At 54.5% G+C, this 16438-nt stretch carries 16 protein-coding genes and 1 tRNA gene; 12 read left to right on the forward strand and 5 right to left on the reverse strand.

Annotation, left to right across the window (positions count from 1 at the left end; all coding sequences use genetic code 11):
* Positions 1-16: 16 nt before the first annotated feature.
* Positions 17-1321 carry a CYTH domain-containing protein gene (locus C2E15_RS17890; RefSeq protein WP_104958574.1) on the reverse strand — a complete coding sequence of 435 codons (1305 nt, stop codon included), beginning with the start codon at positions 1319-1321 and terminating at the stop codon, positions 17-19.
* Between the two features lie 208 nt (positions 1322-1529).
* Between C2E15_RS17890 and C2E15_RS17895 the strand changes: the two genes are divergently transcribed.
* Both C2E15_RS17895 and C2E15_RS17900 read left to right on the forward strand, forming a co-directional pair.
* The gene (locus C2E15_RS17895) at positions 1530-2150 is read left to right on the forward strand and encodes a TIGR04211 family SH3 domain-containing protein (protein ID WP_104958575.1); all 621 of its coding nucleotides are present in this window, start codon (positions 1530-1532) and stop codon (positions 2148-2150) included.
* A gap of 190 nt (positions 2151-2340) precedes the next feature.
* On the forward strand, positions 2341-3570 hold the full coding sequence (locus C2E15_RS17900; RefSeq protein WP_104958576.1) for a multifunctional CCA addition/repair protein: 1230 nt from the start codon (positions 2341-2343) through the stop codon (positions 3568-3570).
* A gap of 80 nt (positions 3571-3650) precedes the next feature.
* On the opposite strand, the gene bacA is transcribed toward C2E15_RS17900, so the two are convergent.
* Entirely contained in the window at positions 3651-4469 is an 819-nt protein-coding gene (gene bacA, locus C2E15_RS17905) for an undecaprenyl-diphosphate phosphatase (RefSeq protein WP_104958577.1), read from the reverse strand.
* 167 nt (positions 4470-4636) lie between these two features.
* On the reverse strand, positions 4637-4996 hold the full coding sequence (gene folB / locus C2E15_RS17910) for a bifunctional dihydroneopterin aldolase/7,8-dihydroneopterin epimerase (protein WP_104958578.1): 360 nt from the start codon (positions 4994-4996) through the stop codon (positions 4637-4639).
* A 107-nt stretch (positions 4997-5103) separates the two neighbouring features.
* Here folB and plsY point away from each other — a divergent pair, with 107 nt between their 5' ends.
* Both plsY and C2E15_RS17920 read left to right on the forward strand, forming a co-directional pair.
* Positions 5104-5700 (forward strand): glycerol-3-phosphate 1-O-acyltransferase PlsY, encoded by a 597-nt coding sequence (gene plsY / locus C2E15_RS17915; protein WP_104958579.1) that lies wholly within the window; start codon positions 5104-5106, stop codon positions 5698-5700.
* A 386-nt stretch (positions 5701-6086) separates the two neighbouring features.
* Positions 6087-6374 carry a hypothetical protein gene (locus C2E15_RS17920; RefSeq protein ID WP_104958580.1) on the forward strand — a complete coding sequence of 96 codons (288 nt, stop codon included), beginning with the start codon at positions 6087-6089 and terminating at the stop codon, positions 6372-6374.
* Positions 6375-6455: 81 nt separating this feature from the next.
* Here the strand turns inward: C2E15_RS17920 and tsaD are convergent, their stop codons facing one another.
* Positions 6456-7472 (reverse strand): tRNA (adenosine(37)-N6)-threonylcarbamoyltransferase complex transferase subunit TsaD, encoded by a 1017-nt coding sequence (gene tsaD / locus C2E15_RS17925; protein ID WP_104958581.1) that lies wholly within the window; start codon positions 7470-7472, stop codon positions 6456-6458.
* A gap of 302 nt (positions 7473-7774) precedes the next feature.
* On the opposite strand from tsaD, the gene rpsU reads away from it, so the two are divergent.
* From rpsU to rpoD, 3 genes are all read left to right on the forward strand, one after another.
* Positions 7775-7990: a 30S ribosomal protein S21 gene (rpsU, locus tag C2E15_RS17930; RefSeq protein WP_001144069.1), complete on the forward strand. Its 216-nt coding sequence runs from the start codon at positions 7775-7777 to the stop codon at positions 7988-7990.
* A gap of 121 nt (positions 7991-8111) precedes the next feature.
* Positions 8112-9857 carry a DNA primase gene (gene dnaG, locus C2E15_RS17935; protein WP_104958582.1) on the forward strand — a complete coding sequence of 582 codons (1746 nt, stop codon included), beginning with the start codon at positions 8112-8114 and terminating at the stop codon, positions 9855-9857.
* Positions 9858-10137: 280 nt separating this feature from the next.
* Positions 10138-11982, forward strand: a complete 1845-nt coding sequence (gene rpoD, locus C2E15_RS17940; RefSeq protein ID WP_104958583.1) for an RNA polymerase sigma factor RpoD — start codon at positions 10138-10140, stop codon at positions 11980-11982.
* Between the two features lie 49 nt (positions 11983-12031).
* On the opposite strand, the gene mug is transcribed toward rpoD, so the two are convergent.
* Positions 12032-12550 carry a G/U mismatch-specific DNA glycosylase gene (gene mug, locus C2E15_RS17945; protein WP_104958584.1) on the reverse strand — a complete coding sequence of 173 codons (519 nt, stop codon included), beginning with the start codon at positions 12548-12550 and terminating at the stop codon, positions 12032-12034.
* 219 nt (positions 12551-12769) lie between these two features.
* Here mug and C2E15_RS17950 point away from each other — a divergent pair.
* From C2E15_RS17950 to C2E15_RS17970, 5 genes are all read left to right on the forward strand, one after another.
* A tRNA-Ile gene (locus tag C2E15_RS17950) sits at positions 12770-12845 on the forward strand.
* Between the two features lie 241 nt (positions 12846-13086).
* On the forward strand, positions 13087-13917 hold the full coding sequence (locus tag C2E15_RS17955) for a hypothetical protein (protein ID WP_104958585.1): 831 nt from the start codon (positions 13087-13089) through the stop codon (positions 13915-13917).
* A gap of 109 nt (positions 13918-14026) precedes the next feature.
* Positions 14027-14245 carry a helix-turn-helix transcriptional regulator gene (locus C2E15_RS17960; RefSeq protein ID WP_071994876.1) on the forward strand — a complete coding sequence of 73 codons (219 nt, stop codon included), beginning with the start codon at positions 14027-14029 and terminating at the stop codon, positions 14243-14245.
* Between the two features lie 116 nt (positions 14246-14361).
* On the forward strand, positions 14362-15456 hold the full coding sequence (locus C2E15_RS17965; protein WP_104958586.1) for a YagK/YfjJ domain-containing protein: 1095 nt from the start codon (positions 14362-14364) through the stop codon (positions 15454-15456).
* A gap of 21 nt (positions 15457-15477) precedes the next feature.
* Entirely contained in the window at positions 15478-16182 is a 705-nt protein-coding gene (locus C2E15_RS17970; RefSeq protein WP_146108565.1) for a hypothetical protein, read from the forward strand.
* Positions 16183-16438 lie beyond the last annotated feature (256 nt).

Here is a 16438-nt window from a genome sequence, read left to right on the forward strand (position 1 = left end):
TCTCCCTGAAAGGTGATCAGACGTTGCCGTTAAGCCAGAAAGCCGGCTGCCGCAGCGCCTGACGGCACAGCGGATCCAGCTCGTTATAGCGGTTCGCATGAATGGCCTGCGCCAGCTGCTGCCAGCCGTGCAGCCAGTGTTCGACATCCTGCAGAGGATAGGCGCCCGCCAGCAGATGCACCGCCAGCAGCTGGCGCGTCAGCCGCACCGCTTTATCCTGATACTCGTTATACTGGCGCACAGTGCCGAAGGTTTCTTTCAGATCGGCGGCGACGCGCCCCAGCATGATATCGGCGAAGCGTTTGAAGGAGCCCTGCAGCCGCTCGGCGTTTTTGCCGTCGACAAAAGGACGCCAGCCTGTGTTAAGCAGCCAACCGGAAAGGCTTAGCTGGGCATCAAGCCACTGCGGGCTGTAACAGAACGCCTGCGCGTCGGGCCGCCCTTCTTCCAGCGCTTCAATCAGGCTGGTCAGCTTCTGGCGCAGCTGGCTGCTTGCCTTGCGCGGCACCAGCGCACCGAAGAGCGAAAACGCCTGACGCACGGTCTCCAGCGCTTCCAGCACGCCCTCCTGGGCGCCGGGCTCGTCGCGCAGCCACAGCTCTTCATGATACTGCCAGTGGCGCAGCGCCAGGCTCAGCGCCGCCTGCATGCCCTCTTCCACCGTCGCTTTCGGTTTGGCCTGCAGCACCGGCAGCGGACGCGCCGGCTGCTGTGGTTTGCCCTGCGACAGCCAGTAGCCGCGCGCCGCCTTGCTCAGGCTGCCAAGACGCAAACCCTCCATTTTTGCCAGCTCCGTTGCCAGCGCCAGCAGATCCGCCAGCTTGCCGTGCTTCAGCTCCAGCTCGATTTCATGCAGCGGCTCGCTAAGCCCGTTCGCTTTGATATCACCCCGATCGAGTGCCACCTCGATCTCGCTTTCGCCGCAGGTGACCAGCCATCTTTCACGGCTGAAATGGCTGGTGAACAGCGGCGTCAGCTGCTGCTGCAGCGCCTCAAGATCGCAGCCTGCCGGCCAGACCTCCGCCGGCAGTCGGGCGATATCCAGCTCCGGCTTCGCGATATCGACATTGTATTCGGGACGCTGGTGCAGACCGCCAACCGTCTGGCCGGCGGTTTTCAGGGTCATCTCATACTGTTCGCCGACGCCGCGGATGCGCAGCCCCATATCCCAGCGGCGCAGCTGGTTGTCCGGCGTCTCATAATAGATGTTGGTCAGAGCGATGGGCGCGCTGTAACTGTGCGGCCATGCGGCCAACCGGCTGCCAAGCTGTTCCGCCGCGTGCGGCGTGGCAATGAACTTTAATTCAATTTCAATGGTCATAATTTTTCATTCAATCTTTCACTGGCGCAGATTTCAGGAATAAGCCGAAGAGTAATGCAGATAACCTGCTGCTGTCTCTGCTTTATTATGCTTTCGCGAGCGTTGCCGCATCGGTTTGAGACCAGGATAGTTCTCATTCAGATTTTTGCGTAGCCTATCCAGACTGTGCCCTAAAATTTTTCCGGAACAGATGAAAAAACGATATCGAATGAAAAAATCACACCTTATTGCCCTGACTTTGCTGACTTTCAGCGTAACTTTGTCCGCCCATGCCGAAGAGAAACGCTATATTTCTGATGAGTTATCCACCTGGGTGCGCAGCGGCCCCGGCGATCAGTATCGCCTGGTCGGCAAGCTGAACGCCGGCGAGCAGGTCACCCTGCTGCAGACCAATAATGACAGCCAGTATGGCCAAATCCGCGATGCGGAAGGCAAAACCAACTGGATCCCGCTGGCGCAGCTGAGCGTCGAGCCGAGCCTGCGCACCCGCGTACCGCAGCTACAGCAGCAGGTGAAAGATCTGACCGATAAGCTGGCCAATATCGACAACAGTTGGAACCAGCGCACCGCCGATATGCAGAAAAAGGTGGCGGCCAGCGACAGCGTGATTAACGGTCTGAAAGATGAAAACCAGCAGCTGCGAAATCAGCTGATTGTGGCGCAGAAAAAGGTGAACGCCGCCAACGTGCAGCTGGATGACAAGCAGCGTGCCATTATCATGCAGTGGTTTATGTATGGCGGCGGCGTGGCGGGCGTAGGCCTGCTGCTGGGTCTGCTGTTGCCGCACATGATCCCGCGCCGCAAAAAGAATAATCGCTGGATGAACTAACCCGCCACGCGTTTTTCATGCCTATCGCGACGGCAACAGGGCTGCAACCGCTCGCCCTGCTGCTGTCGTTTCCGTAATTCTGCTATTGTTGTGCCAGAATAACGATTCAGGACACGCTGTTTCACCGGCGCGGTAAGCTTTCGCCGGTACGCCTGACGATTGATTGACTGAACTCTGGAGAAGACCCGTAGTGAAAACATACCTTGTCGGTGGCGCGGTGCGCGATGGTTTGCTTAAGCTGCCGGTCAAAGACAAAGACTGGGTGGTGGTCGGCGCCACGCCCGAGATGATGCTGGCGCAGGGCTACCAGCAGGTAGGCCGCGATTTCCCGGTTTTTCTGCACCCTGAAAGCCGGGAAGAGTACGCCCTGGCGCGTACCGAGCGTAAATCGGGTAGCGGCTATACCGGCTTTGTTACCTGGTCGGCGCCGGACGTGTCGCTGGAGCAGGATCTGCAGCGCCGCGATCTCACCATCAACGCCATCGCGCAGGATGAAGCAGGCCACTACATCGACCCGTATCAGGGCCGCCAGGATCTGGAAAAGCGACTGTTGCGCCACGTTTCAGACGCTTTTGTCGAGGATCCGCTGCGCGTGCTGCGCGTGGCGCGCTTCGCCGCCCGCTATGCGCACCTGAGCTTTCGCATCGCCGATGAGACCATGGCGCTAATGGGTTCGATGGCCGCCAGCGGCGAGCTGGCGCACTTGACCGCCGAGCGCGTCTGGAAAGAGACCGAGAATGCACTGCGCGCGCGTAATCCGCAGGTCTATTTTCAGGTGCTGCGCGACTGTGGCGCGCTGGCGGTACTTTTCCCGGAGATTGATAACCTGTTCGGCGTTCCCGCGCCGGCGAAGTGGCATCCGGAAATCGATACCGGCGTGCATACGCTGATGACCGTCGCGATTGCGGCGCAGCTGACGCCGGAACCTGACGTGCGTTTTGCCACGCTTTGCCATGATGTCGGCAAGGGGTTGACGCCGCCGGAGAAGTGGCCCAGCCATCCCGGACACGGCCCCGCAGGTGTCCCGCTGGTAGAAAATATCTGTCAGCGTCTGCGCGTGCCGAACACCCTTCGCGATCTGGCGGTGCTGGTGGCGGAGTTTCATGATGTGGTGCATACCATCGATAATCAGCCCGCCGAGCGCGTGATCGCGCTGTTCGATCGCGTTGATGCGTGGCGTAAGCCGCAGCGCGTCGAGCAGCTGGCGCAAACCAGCGAAGCGGATGCGCGCGGGCGCGCCGGATGGGAGAGCAACCCTTATCCGCAGGGCGCCTACGTGCGCGAAGCGTTCCGTATCGCACAGGCAGTGCCGACCAAAGCGGTGATCGATGCCGGTTTTCAGGGCGCGCAGGTGCGCGAGGAGTTGACCCGTCGCCGCTGCGCGGCGGTAGAGAGCTGGCGCGCGGCGTTAAAGGCGTGACGATGAATAAGGCATAACGTCAGAAAGGGAATATAAAAAAGGAGGCGCATGCGCCTCCTTTTTTTCGTGCCGCCTGTGCGTTACATAAAGACCATGTAGACCGCGGCCGCCACAATAAAGCGGTAGATGGCAAAAGGCACAAACGAAATGCGTTTAATGATATGCAGGAAGAACTTGATCGCCAGCAGCGCCACGATAAACGCGGTGACAAAGCCCACGGCGAACATCGGGAAGTCATCCATCGTCAGGAAACCGCGGCTCTTATAGAGATCGAGAACGGTGGCGCCCATCATCATCGGCACGGCGAGAATAAACGAGAATTCAGAAGCCGCGTAACGGCTAACGCCCATCAGCATGCCGCCGGAAATGGTGGCGCCCGAACGCGAGAAGCCCGGCCACAGTGCCAGACACTGGAAACAGCCGATAATAAACGCCTGCAGATAGGTGATATCGTCAATGCCCGGCGCTTTCGGCTGCTTCGGCTTCAGGAACTCTGCAGCCAGCAGCAGCACGCCGCCGACAATCAGCGCATACATCACGTTGATCGGGTTAAACAGCGTCTTGATCTGATCGTGCAGCAGCAAGCCGATCACCACCGCCGGCACCATGCCCAACAGAATATGGATCAGCGTCAGATGTCCGGTGCCGACCCCTTCATGCTTCACTTCGCCGAAGCGGATGCCAATCAGACCAAACAGGCGCCGCCAGAACATCACCACCACGGCGAGAATGGAGCCGAGCTGGATAACTACTTCGAATGTTTCCGCTTTATCGCCGTCAAAACCCAGCAGATGTCCAACAATGATCATATGACCGGTGGATGAGACTGGAAGAAACTCCGTCAGTCCCTCAACAATGCCAAGGATTGCAGCCACCCAAAGCTGATGAATATCTGCCATCAAATGTCCTCTACCCTAATGTTTGAACCATTAAAAAGGCGGACGTGCGAAACGTAACCGCCAGAAAAGATGCCAACTCAGCGTTAAGCGTGCTTTATGACAGCCATAATGTGGTTCGGTTTCATTGTGATAGCAATCACATTGGATCTATTTCAGAATTGTCCCCGCTAGCGCTGACGGGTTCCGCGCTCGATGATAACGCCCACCTGCGCCGCCTGCGCAACCGCGCCCGGCTTGCTGACTTTGATACGCACCCAGGACGAGGCAAAACGCGCCAGCAGCAGCGTGGCGACCTCTTCAGCTACGCGCTCTACCAGCGCGAAACGCCCCTGGCCAACATGATCGATGATCGCGCTGGCGACATCAGCGTAGCTCAGGCAATCATTCACGTCATCGCTGGCCGCCGCCTGACGATTATCCCAGGCCATTTCGACATCGAACACCAGTTTTTGCTGGATGGTTTGTTCCCAGTCGTAAACGCCAATCGTGGTGATCACCGACAGCTGTTCTATAAATACGATATCCATGATGGCACTCTCTGTTTTTACGTTAACCGGATACCACTCCCGGCGAATTATGCGTATTATCCACAGATGATGAGAATAAAACGACCCTTACGAAACGGAACGGTGTTATGAGTGCTATCGCGCTTGGTATGATCATTTTCGCGTATCTGTGCGGATCTATTTCCAGCGCTATTCTGGTTTGCCGGCTGGCAGGGCTTCCGGATCCACGGCATAACGGCTCAGGCAATCCTGGCGCGACCAATGTACTGCGCATTGGCGGCAAAGGGGCCGCGGCGGCAGTGCTGGCATTTGATGTGCTGAAGGGCATGCTGCCCGTATGGCTGGCCTACGCGCTCGGCGTTTCGCCGGTCTATCTTGGCCTGACCGCTATCGCCGCCTGTCTTGGCCATATCTATCCGGTTTTCTTTCGCTTTCGCGGCGGCAAGGGCGTCGCTACCGCCTTTGGTGCCATTGCCCCTATCGGCTGGGATCTGACCGGCCTGATGACGGGCACCTGGCTGCTGACGGTGCTGCTGAGCGGCTACTCTTCGCTGGGCGCGATTGTCAGCGCACTGATCGCGCCTTTCTACGTCTGGTGGTTTAAACCGCAGTTTACCTTTCCGGTCGCCATGCTCTCCTGCCTTATCCTGTTGCGCCATCATGATAATATTCAGCGTCTGTGGCGTGGCCAGGAAACGAAGATCTGGAAAAAGAAGCGTAAATAATTCCCCGCTTAGCCTCGCTAAGTGACCGTGCGCCGGCCTTCTCCCTGGCGCGCCTGTGCCTTTTCTCTTCCCGCGCCTGACACTCCTCTCTTCTCGCGCCTGCAACTGCTCGCTTTCCACGCCTGCACCTCTTTTCTTCCTGCGCCTGCCATGGCTCGCTTTCCGCGTCTGGCGCTCTGCGCCGACAAAGGGCATGTCGGTTCTGGAAAAGCTTAATTAGCAAAAAGCGCAGTCGCGCGTTCTCTCCGGTTGTTACATTTAGCGGCGGCATGAGCTGCAGCGCGCCGGCAATGGCCGTTACGCATCGGCTCAGGCGGGCCTGTCACGGCAGAAGATAGCTTTCATCTCAGGATGAATATTCAACGGAAGAAAAAAGAGGGTAACGCATGAGAGAGCTAACGCAGAGTGAATGTATTGATATCAGCGGCGGTGGTTTTATCGCCGACATCGCTGGGGCCGTAGGCGATTTTATTGGTGATTCGCTTTACGCTTTCCTGCCTGAAATGACGGTAAAAATTCCCATTCTTGGCGTCCTGGATATTAAAGCGTATTTCCCGGATCTCGGGCAGCAGCTGGGTAAAAGCGTCGGCCAGTACGTTGGCATGGGCATTGAAAGCGTGATTAGCCACATCCCCGTGTTTGGCGGCGTGCTGAACAAGCTGATGGGCAACTAACCCCTTTGGATACAAACGATGCGGTTTCCCGGACGGATAACCGCATCGTTTTCTTTTTAATGTCTGCGCATACGCGCCCGTTTAGGCGATCGCCGGCAGCTCAGCCAGCGGCCAGCGCGGACGCACGGTCACGCCAAGCTCGCCGCGCGTGCCGCCCTTCAGGCGCACCATGCCGGCATAGGCGATCATCGCGCCGTTGTCGGTGCAGAATTCAGGGCGGGCATAAAAGACCTCTCCGCCGCGCGCCTGCATCATCTCCGCCAGTTTCGCGCGCAGCGTGCGGTTGGCGCTGACGCCGCCCGCCATCACCAGGCGTTTAAAGCCGGTCTGATCGAGCGCGCGCTTGCACTTGATCGCCAGCGTATCGACCACCGCGTCCTCGAAGGCACGCGCAATATCCGCATGGGTCTGCGCATCGTCACTGTTTTCGCGGATGGTGTTAGCTGCGAAGGTTTTCAAACCAGAGAAGCTGAAATCAAGCCCTGGCCGGTCGGTCATCGGACGCGGGAAGGTGAAGCGGCCCGGCGTGCCCTGTTGCGCCATGCGGGAGAGCATTGGTCCGCCCGGGTAATCGAGACCCAGCAGTTTGGCGGTTTTATCGAAGGCTTCGCCGGCGGCGTCGTCAATCGACTCACCCAACAGCGTATATTCGCCAATGCCGGTCACGCCGATCAGCTGCGTATGCCCGCCGGAGACCAGCAGCGCAACGAACGGAAACTGCGGCGGATTATCTTCCAGCATCGGCGCCAGCAGATGCCCTTCCATATGGTGTACCGGTACAGCAGGCACCTGCCAGGCAAACGCCAGCGATCGGCCGATGGTCGCGCCGACCAGCAGCGCGCCGACCAGCCCCGGCCCGGCGGTATAGGCGACCGCGTCGATATCCTTGCCTTCCAGCCCCGCTTCCTGCAGCGCGGCCTGAATCAGCGGCACGGTTTTACGCACGTGATCGCGTGAAGCCAGCTCCGGCACCACCCCGCCATAATCGGCATGGACTTTCACCTGACTATAGAGTTGATTGGCGAGCAAACCGGCCTCATCGTCATAAATAGCAATGCCGGTTTCATCGCAGGATGTTTCAATACCCAGAACGCGCATGGTTGCTTTACCTCTCTGTTGCGGCGCGCAGTGTACCACAGCGCCTGGCGGCGCTGGCGCGATTTTGTGAGACGCCTGCCTGCTTTATGAACAAAAAACGAAAAAATATTGAACGCCGTTTAGCGCTTTAAGATATACTCTTCCGCCTGCGAAAATCCGGCAGCCGCCAACGGCCCTGTTGGTTTGCATAGCTCAATGTTGCTTTACAACGCAGACGCTATTGTTGTAAAATTCCGCACCATTTTGAAATGAGCTGACGCTGACGTCAGCGAAAGACCGAATTTTATCGAGGTGAGAGTTACATGCCGGTAATTAAAGTACGTGAAAACGAGCCGTTCGACGTAGCACTGCGTCGCTTCAAGCGTTCCTGCGAAAAAGCAGGCGTTCTGGCTGAAGTTCGTCGTCGTGAGTTTTATGAAAAACCGACTACCGAACGTAAGCGCGCTAAAGCGTCTGCAGTTAAGCGTCATGCCAAGAAACTGGCTCGCGAAAACGCACGCCGCACTCGTCTGTACTAATTTCTTCCGGAGGCCTTGCGCTTCCACCGCGTGTTAAACGCAGACAGAGTCAAGTTAGAGGCCGTGCTTTCCGGAAGGAAGCGCGGCTTATTTTCGTTTATGAGCGAAGAAAACGGGGCTTATGGCCGGACGAATTCCACGCGTATTTATTAATGACTTACTTGCCCGCACGGACATTGTGGATCTGATTGATGCCCGCGTTAAGTTAAAAAAACAGGGTAAGAATTTCCACGCGTGCTGTCCTTTCCATAACGAAAAAACCCCCTCTTTCACCGTTAACGGTGAGAAGCAGTTCTATCACTGTTTCGGCTGCGGCGCTCACGGCAATGCTATCGACTTCCTGATGAATTACGATCGTCTGGAGTTTGTCGAAAGTATTGAAGAGCTGGCTACCCTGCACGGGCTGGAAGTGCCCTATGAAGCAGGCAGCGGTCCCAGCCAGCTGGAACGCCATCAGCGTCAAAGTCTTTATCAGCTTATGACCGGGCTTGCTGAGTTTTATCAGCAGGCGCTGACTCAGTCTCAGGCGACCGCGGCGCGCGCCTATCTCAACCAGCGCGGATTAAGCGACGAGGTGATTGCGCATTTCGCCATCGGCTTCGCGCCGCCAGGCTGGGATAACGCCCTGAAGCGTTTCGGCCGCAATCCCGACGATCGCCAATCGCTGATCGATGCGGGCATGCTGGTCACCAACGATCAGGGGCGCAGTTACGATCGGTTCCGCGACCGCGTTATGTTCCCTATCCGCGACAAGCGTGGCCGGGTTATCGGCTTTGGCGGACGCGTATTGGGCGACGGCACGCCAAAATATTTGAACTCGCCGGAAACCGATATTTTCCATAAAGGCCGTCAGCTCTATGGCCTGTATGAGGCCCAGAAGCAGCATCCCGAACCGGCGAAGCTGTTGGTGGTCGAAGGCTATATGGATGTGGTGGCACTGGCGCAGTTCGGCATCGATTACGCTGTCGCGTCGCTCGGTACCTCCACTACGGCCGATCATATCCAGCTGCTGTTTCGCAGTACGGACAACGTGATCTGCTGTTATGACGGCGACCGGGCGGGCCGCGAAGCAGCATGGCGTGCTTTAGAGACCGCATTGCCTTACATGAATGACGGTCGTCAGCTACGCTTTATGTTTCTGCCTGACGGCGAAGATCCGGATACGCTGATTCGCAAAGAGGGTAAAGCAGCGTTCGAAGCGCGGATGGAGCAGGCAATGCCGCTCTCCAGCTTCTTGTTCGATACGCTGCTGCCGCAGGTCGATTTGAGTACCCGCGACGGCCGGACGCGTCTGAGTACGCTGGCGCTGCCGCTGATTAGTCAGATCCCCGGCGAAACGCTGCGCATCTATCTGCGTCAGGAGCTGGGCAATATGCTCGGCATCCTGGATGACAACCAGCTGGAGAAGCTGTTGCCGAAGCAGGCGGAAAGCGGCGTTCAGCCCGCCGCGCCGCAGCTGAAGCGCACCACCATGCGCATTTTGGTGGGGTTGCTGGTGCAGAACCCGCACCTGGCAGCGATGGTGCCCTCGCTGCAGGGGCTGGAGCAGCTGAATATGCCCGGTTTGCCGCTTTTTATGGAACTGGTGCAGAGTTGCAACGCAAATCCTGGCCTGACCACCGGCCAGCTACTAGAGTTATATCGCGGCACAAATTTTAGCCAGCACCTTGAAACGCTCGCAACATGGAACCACATGATTGTTGATGACGAAGTAGAGGCGATGTTTCAGGACTCTCTGGCGAAAATGTACGATTCGGCGCTGGAGCAGCGTCTGGAAGCGCTGATCGCGCGCTCCAGAACCCACGGCCTCAGCCCTGAAGAGCGCGAAGAAGTGCGCTCGCTCAGCCAGGCGCTGGCAAAGAAATAGATTCGCGATCGCGTTGGTATTAAGAGACGTTACCAGCGCTTACGGCACCGCTTTCCCGGCGATAATCAGAAGACAGGGAGCAGCGCGGGCCGGCACGCAAAAGGATAAGCAGACAGTCTCACAGCAAACTTTAGCGGCTTAAGTGCCGATATATAGTCAGGTAGACCCTGAAAGCCGCCACGAGGGCAGCGGCAATAATCCAAACGCCTTCAACTGTTATTGTTGGCCCTTATGGCTGACCCGACACCAATCAAATTAACAGAAGTGTGGATACCGTCTTATGGAGCAAAACCCGCAGTCACAGCTCAAGCTGCTTGTCACCCGTGGTAAGGAGCAAGGCTATCTGACCTATGCCGAGGTCAACGACCATCTGCCGGAAGATATCGTCGACTCCGATCAGATCGAAGACATCATCCAGATGATCAACGACATGGGCATTCAGGTTGTGGAAGAAGCGCCTGATGCCGATGATCTGATGCTGAACGAAAACAGCGCTGACACGGACGAAGATGCGGCTGAAGCGGCAGCTCAAGTGTTATCCAGCGTAGAATCTGAAATCGGACGCACGACCGATCCCGTTCGCATGTACATGCGCGAGATGGGCACCGTCGAACTGCTGACGCGCGAAGGCGAAATCGACATCGCCAAACGCATCGAAGACGGTATCAACCAGGTGCAGTGTTCCGTCGCCGAATACCCGGAAGCGATCACTTATCTGCTGGAGCAGTACGATCGCGTTGAAGCGGGCGAGTCACGCCTGTCAGACCTGATTACCGGCTTCGTCGATCCGAATGCCGAAGAAGATCTGGCTCCAACCGCTACGCACGTTGGCTCTGAGCTGTCAGAAGAAGAGCGCGACGACGAAGATGACGAAGATGATGATGACGACAGCGACAGCAGCGATGACGACAACAGCATCGATCCTGAGCTGGCGCGCGAAAAATTCATCGAGCTGCGCGATCAGTATGAAGCGACGCGTCTGACGATCAAAGCGAAAGGCCGCAGCCATCCTGATGCGGTGGAAGAAATCCAGAAGCTGTCGGAAGTGTTCAAGCAGTTCCGTCTGGTGCCAAAGCAGTTTGACTATCTGGTCAACAACATGCGCGAAATGATGGAGCGCGTGCGCACGCAAGAGCGCATCATCATGAAGCTGTGCGTTGAACTGTGCAAGATGCCGAAGAAAAACTTCATTACCCTGTTTACCGGTAATGAAACCAGCCCAACCTGGTTCCAGGCGGCGCTGGCAATGAATAAGCCCTGGTCTGAAAAACTGCGCGACGTAGAAGAAGATGTGCAGCGCAGCATGCAGAAGCTGATGCAGATCGAGGAAGAGACCGGCCTGACGATCGAGCAGGTAAAAGATATCAACCGTCGCATGTCGATCGGCGAAGCGAAAGCGCGCCGCGCCAAGAAAGAGATGGTGGAAGCGAACCTGCGTCTGGTGATCTCCATCGCCAAGAAATATACCAACCGCGGCCTGCAGTTCCTGGATCTGATTCAGGAAGGCAACATCGGTCTGATGAAGGCGGTAGATAAGTTCGAATACCGTCGCGGCTATAAGTTCTCCACCTACGCCACCTGGTGGATCCGTCAGGCGATCACCCGCTCTATCGCGGATCAGGCGCGCACCATCCGTATTCCGGTGCATATGATTGAGACGATCAACAAGCTCAACCGTATTTCTCGTCAGATGCTGCAAGAGATGGGCCGTGAACCGACGCCAGAAGAGCTGGCCGAGCGTATGCTGATGCCGGAAGATAAGATCCGCAAAGTGCTGAAAATCGCGAAAGAGCCGATCTCTATGGAGACGCCGATTGGCGATGATGAAGATTCGCATCTGGGCGATTTTATCGAAGACACCACGCTGGAGCTGCCCCTCGATTCGGCCACCTCCGAGAGCCTGCGCTCTGCAACACATGACGTGCTGGCTGGCCTGACGGCCCGTGAAGCGAAGGTGCTGCGTATGCGTTTCGGTATCGATATGAATACCGACCACACGCTGGAAGAGGTTGGCAAGCAGTTTGACGTTACCCGTGAGCGTATTCGTCAGATTGAGGCGAAGGCGCTGCGTAAGCTGCGTCACCCGAGCCGCTCGGAAGTGCTGCGCAGCTTCCTGGACGACTAAGCGTATCGAGAGCGTAAAAAGGCTTCCTGTGGGAAGCCTTTTTTATTGCCTAACGCCCGCGCAGTGTCAGGGCGTTTTCCAGCTCCTGATAGGCTTCGGTCAGCTTCTCCTGCGTGGCACGGTTTAGCCCACTGGGATTAGGCAGCACCCAGACCTCCGTTTCGCCGATGGTCGCCGGCTGCTTGCCCCACTCTACCTTGCTTTGACGAAACGCCTTTCGGTAAGCATCTTTGCCTAATACCGCCAGCGCCGCTGGCTGGTAATGCAGCATTTTTTCTATCAGCGATTTGCCGCCTTCGCGCAGCTCATCCGTTGACAGCTCGCTGGCCTCTTTCGTCGGCCGATCGACCAGGCGAGTGATGCCGCAGCGGGTATCCAGCAGATGCAGCTCCTCTTCTGGCTTAAGCTGACGCTCGGTAAAGCCGGCCAGCCAGAGCGTTTTCCAGAAGCGGTTACCTGAATACGCGAAGTGATGGCCGGTATGGGCGGACGATTTTCCCGGATTGATGCCGCAAAAAACCACCCGCAGGCCGGGTGCGATAATATCTTTGATCTCGTGATCACTCATCCCTGCTCTCCTGTTGGACGTCAGCCTGACGTGACGCTAATAATGAGTTTAGCAATCGATCGCCCGAGGCTAACATCCGCTTTTTGCGACCTGTCCCGTTGCGCTGCCAACATTCAAAGAAATAAAGGTTTTTCAATCGATTGAACTGCTGTAAAAAGCGCCAACCGATAAGCGATAGCTGGATTGCCCAGGCGAGTTACTTTATAATCACGCCCCACAGGCCCCTTAGCTCAGTGGTTAGAGCAGGCGACTCATAATCGCTTGGTCGCTGGTTCAAGTCCAGCAGGGGCCACCAAATAAAACAAGGAGTTAGATGAGAAATCGTCTGACTCCTTTTTCTTTGGATGCGATTCAGGTGATGTAGTGGGTGACGTAAGTGAATGGCTGGGTGACGCAAGCAGCTTGGGTTTAAATGTCTGTCTGGATGTTTGCCAGAATCCTGATTCCCTGTTTTCGAAAAGCCTTACAGCCGTTCGATTCAATCATCAACACAGCCTTATCTGAACCATCCCAGGATTACAGGTCAAAAACAAGTTATGAGTTTCGACGATTCCATTCAGCAACTGCGCAAAGAACAGCTCGCGCACCAGTCAGATGCAGAACGCTTTATCAGTGTTAAGTCTCTTTTTGAACAGCTTAAACAACTTTACGCAGATCAAAGTTACAATGCCTTGTGTCTTCTGGCATTGAAAAAGTATCGAAGTGCAAAAGTGCAGCCATCACTTCACTGGTTTAGTGATGGACGTTGGAGCGACATTCCGCCAGTTGCCTTTTTTCAGCTTTTAGATAAACACGGCGCACCAAACATAGGTGCCCCTGATTACTATCCGAATGCTGAGGCAGCACTGCGAGCAGTGAGAGATGATGTCATGAATACTAATAAGCTGGCTGATTGTGGTTTTCTTCGTACAGAAATTACTGCTGCGCTTGGGATTACACTTGATACGGCAAGACCAGAAGAGCTGGCAAGTGAACAAGATAGCTCGGACATAAAAGCCGAAAACCTGGTACTTAAAGAAAAAATTGAGGCGCTGGAAAAACGTCTGGCTGCTCCTATAGAGAAAGCCGAAACTTATGCAGCTAAACGGGAAGAGTTTCTCATTGCTGTCATAGCCAGTTTGTACGATAAAAACAGGCTCACCTCTTCAAAAGATCTACTGCCAAAAGCGCCAGAGCTTTTGAGGTTGGTCGAAAGTAAGATCCCGCTATTCTGGCCAGCGGAAGGGTGTTTTCCAATGAGTGAAGAGCAATGCCTGAAAAATCTTCGGGAAGCGATTAGCCTGCTTGAACGCGACGTGACTGATCTTCATCAGTTGCGGATTGAAAAGAGACAGATGCAAAAAACAAGAAAAATTAAGTCATCTTAATCAGCAGGATAACAAAGGTCACCAAGGTATCTTTCTAAGGTATCCACGACATAAACCCTCTCGGTTTTTAAGATACGTTTCATATTGATTCGCTACCGAGAAATTTAACATGAAACATATCAATTCTTTATCAACGACTGTCAGTCACCTTCCGGGCCCTCAACGTCTGATCCGTATATGTGAGATGCTTGATCTCCTGAATTGCAGCCGAACCACCCTTTACCGCTGGGTAATCAGCGGTGAGTTTCCTGCGCCAAAAAAACGTGCAGGCAGAACTATGGGCTGGACAGTCACACAGTATCAACAGTGGCTCGATAACTGCTGCTAAACCTCTAAGCAAGGCTGGAATTTCCAGCCTTTCTTTTTATCTGCTGATGCAACCATTTGAAACAACAAGCGCATCAAATCGTTATCAATCCGTGATTCTGATACATCCGTAACCCTATGATAAACAGTGAAATTGGCAGTCTGGATTCAGCCCATCAGGAGCCGGTAATTAATAATATTACGCGCAGTACGGTTTATCCGGATATCCGGGCTAAAGGCGAGTTTCTGTATGACGATGTTCTCTGGCCAGTCATGCCTGAAGAGAGTCAGCAGGATGTGAAGATCATGAATTCTCTGTTCAAGGCAGTTGATAGAACTTATGCCAGTTGCTCTCGCTTTCTGGCAATCCGTTATGATTTTCATCTGCCTCAATACACGGCTGACAACCGCGTTATTACCCGCTTTCATCAGCTATTGATTCCTGCTTTAAGGAAGGAGTATCCCAAAAGCTTTGCTCGGGTATTTTGGGTAAGAGAACAGAATCAGGCACCAGCACAGCATTATCATTACCTGTTGATGGTTGATAGCAACTACGTGCGTCATCCTCTTAAAATTAACAAGCTGGTGGAGAGCCGCTGGAAAATAGCAACGGGCGGAACGGTCTGGTTTCCAAAGCATGGTTACTATTTAATTCGAAAGAACAATACTGAGGCTATGACCGCATTGTTACTGCGGGTGAGTTACTTTGCTAAGCGGCACTCTAAGGAAGGAATTGCTAAAGACATCGCGCGTTCCGGAACCCGGCATTACCCGTATTTGAAAAAAGAAAAACATACTAAAACTGCACGATTACGTACTCAGATTGCCCATTTTGATCGGGCACAAGCGCATTGCCCTCTTCCCGGAAAGCTGGATTCGCTTTTCACTCCCGCAGAGCACTCTGCTGGTAAGCCTACGGCACTAACTTTGTCAGATAGCCAACAATTGGATAAGGCTGCCTCACTGCCAATGAAGGCGCTCAGACGAGCGCTGCAGCGTTTTAGTACACTCAGGGGCCGCCTGCCTGACGGTAATAGCATCGTGGCTGGTACTAAACTGAGCCCTCACTGGCACCGTCATTTTGAGCGTTATTACCGCTATTACTGGCCATGCAATATCAGCGTTTCACAGTATTGCCGCTGGTATTACCTAAATACGTCCACCGCAAGCCGCTATTTGTGTAACTTCCCGGCTAATCTGGTTAATCCATGGTTGTTAGCGTGCTGGCTGTAAATATTTTGAAAGTTGATAAAGATGGAAAACAAAACAAGCAGAAACGCTAGAATTTCGCTGCCTCACTCACTTAATCGTAAGATGAAGACTTATGTAGGCGGCATTGATTGGCTAACCGGTTATGAAATTGTGCCGCTGACTGATGAACAGCGTATGCAAAGAAAGCAGCACCTGCATGCTCTGCCTGCAACGCTGGATGAGTTGTTTGAGCGTTTCCTGCTGTCTGCCATAGAGTGCGACGTGCATTACAAGGATTACAACTTCTGGAGCGAGACATGGCGTACCCAGTGGGCATATCACAAACAAAATTATCGTCGTGAAGCGATTTTGAATGGCGTAACGCAGCAACAATATGCACAAGCGCATAAGCTTCCTAACCGCTTGATGTACAACAATCTGCATAAATGTGGAGGTGCAGCAATCCGTGTGCTGTTTTGGGTTTATCATCGTCGGCAGTTCCACCAGCAGCAGCGGCTTACGGTTCAGAAATACATTTCTGAGCATCAGCTTCCTCAACGCACAGCGTATCGCCAGTTGTCGCGACAGCCAATGAGTAATATCTGGGCTCAGCATTTTGATAACTACTACGGTGATGCATGGTTGAGGCATTGTAACGTCAGAGAGTATGCGGATTTTTACGGTTTGAACGTCACCACTGCCCGCCAGTATCTTTTCAACTTTCCCATTGGGCTTTTTGACCCAATGTTAATTAAGCCTTGGATATGATTTTTCAACACATCGCTGAAGAATATGATCATGAATTCTGATCACTTGATAATGATCAAAACCGTCAAACGGTAAACAACGCAATGATCATAATTTGAAAACCTACAATCAGTTTTTGTATATAAAACAAGCATGTCTTGACTGGAGTGAGAAAGAGACACACCTTGTGTTTTAACTTAGTGAACCGTTCTGGAAATCAGCGGCAGTTAGCACTACAGGCGCTTGATGATGAAATGCCCGGCTTTGCATGCGACTG

This window comes from Mixta gaviniae (assembly GCF_002953195.1).
Taxonomy (GTDB): Bacteria; Pseudomonadota; Gammaproteobacteria; order Enterobacterales; family Enterobacteriaceae; genus Mixta; species Mixta gaviniae.

Bases quoted from the DNA above. Each gene is read 5' to 3' on its own strand.
- C2E15_RS17890 (WP_104958574.1), bottom strand. From the start codon at position 1,321: ATGACCATTGAAATTGAATTAAAGTTCATTGCCACGCCGCACGCGGCG.
- C2E15_RS17895 (WP_104958575.1), top strand. From the start codon at position 1,530: ATGAAAAAATCACACCTTATTGCCCTGACTTTGCTGACTTTCAGCGTA.
- bacA (WP_104958577.1), bottom strand. From the start codon at position 4,469: ATGGCAGATATTCATCAGCTTTGGGTGGCTGCAATCCTTGGCATTGTT.
- folB (WP_104958578.1), bottom strand. From the start codon at position 4,996: ATGGATATCGTATTTATAGAACAGCTGTCGGTGATCACCACGATTGGC.
- plsY (WP_104958579.1), top strand. From the start codon at position 5,104: ATGAGTGCTATCGCGCTTGGTATGATCATTTTCGCGTATCTGTGCGGA.
- C2E15_RS17920 (WP_104958580.1), top strand. From the start codon at position 6,087: ATGAGAGAGCTAACGCAGAGTGAATGTATTGATATCAGCGGCGGTGGT.
- tsaD (WP_104958581.1), bottom strand. From the start codon at position 7,472: ATGCGCGTTCTGGGTATTGAAACATCCTGCGATGAAACCGGCATTGCT.
- rpsU (WP_001144069.1), top strand. From the start codon at position 7,775: ATGCCGGTAATTAAAGTACGTGAAAACGAGCCGTTCGACGTAGCACTG.
- dnaG (WP_104958582.1), top strand. From the start codon at position 8,112: ATGGCCGGACGAATTCCACGCGTATTTATTAATGACTTACTTGCCCGC.
- rpoD (WP_104958583.1), top strand. From the start codon at position 10,138: ATGGAGCAAAACCCGCAGTCACAGCTCAAGCTGCTTGTCACCCGTGGT.
- mug (WP_104958584.1), bottom strand. From the start codon at position 12,550: ATGAGTGATCACGAGATCAAAGATATTATCGCACCCGGCCTGCGGGTG.
- C2E15_RS17955 (WP_104958585.1), top strand. From the start codon at position 13,087: ATGAGTTTCGACGATTCCATTCAGCAACTGCGCAAAGAACAGCTCGCG.
- C2E15_RS17960 (WP_071994876.1), top strand. From the start codon at position 14,027: ATGAAACATATCAATTCTTTATCAACGACTGTCAGTCACCTTCCGGGC.
- C2E15_RS17965 (WP_104958586.1), top strand. From the start codon at position 14,362: ATGATAAACAGTGAAATTGGCAGTCTGGATTCAGCCCATCAGGAGCCG.
- C2E15_RS17970 (WP_146108565.1), top strand. From the start codon at position 15,478: ATGGAAAACAAAACAAGCAGAAACGCTAGAATTTCGCTGCCTCACTCA.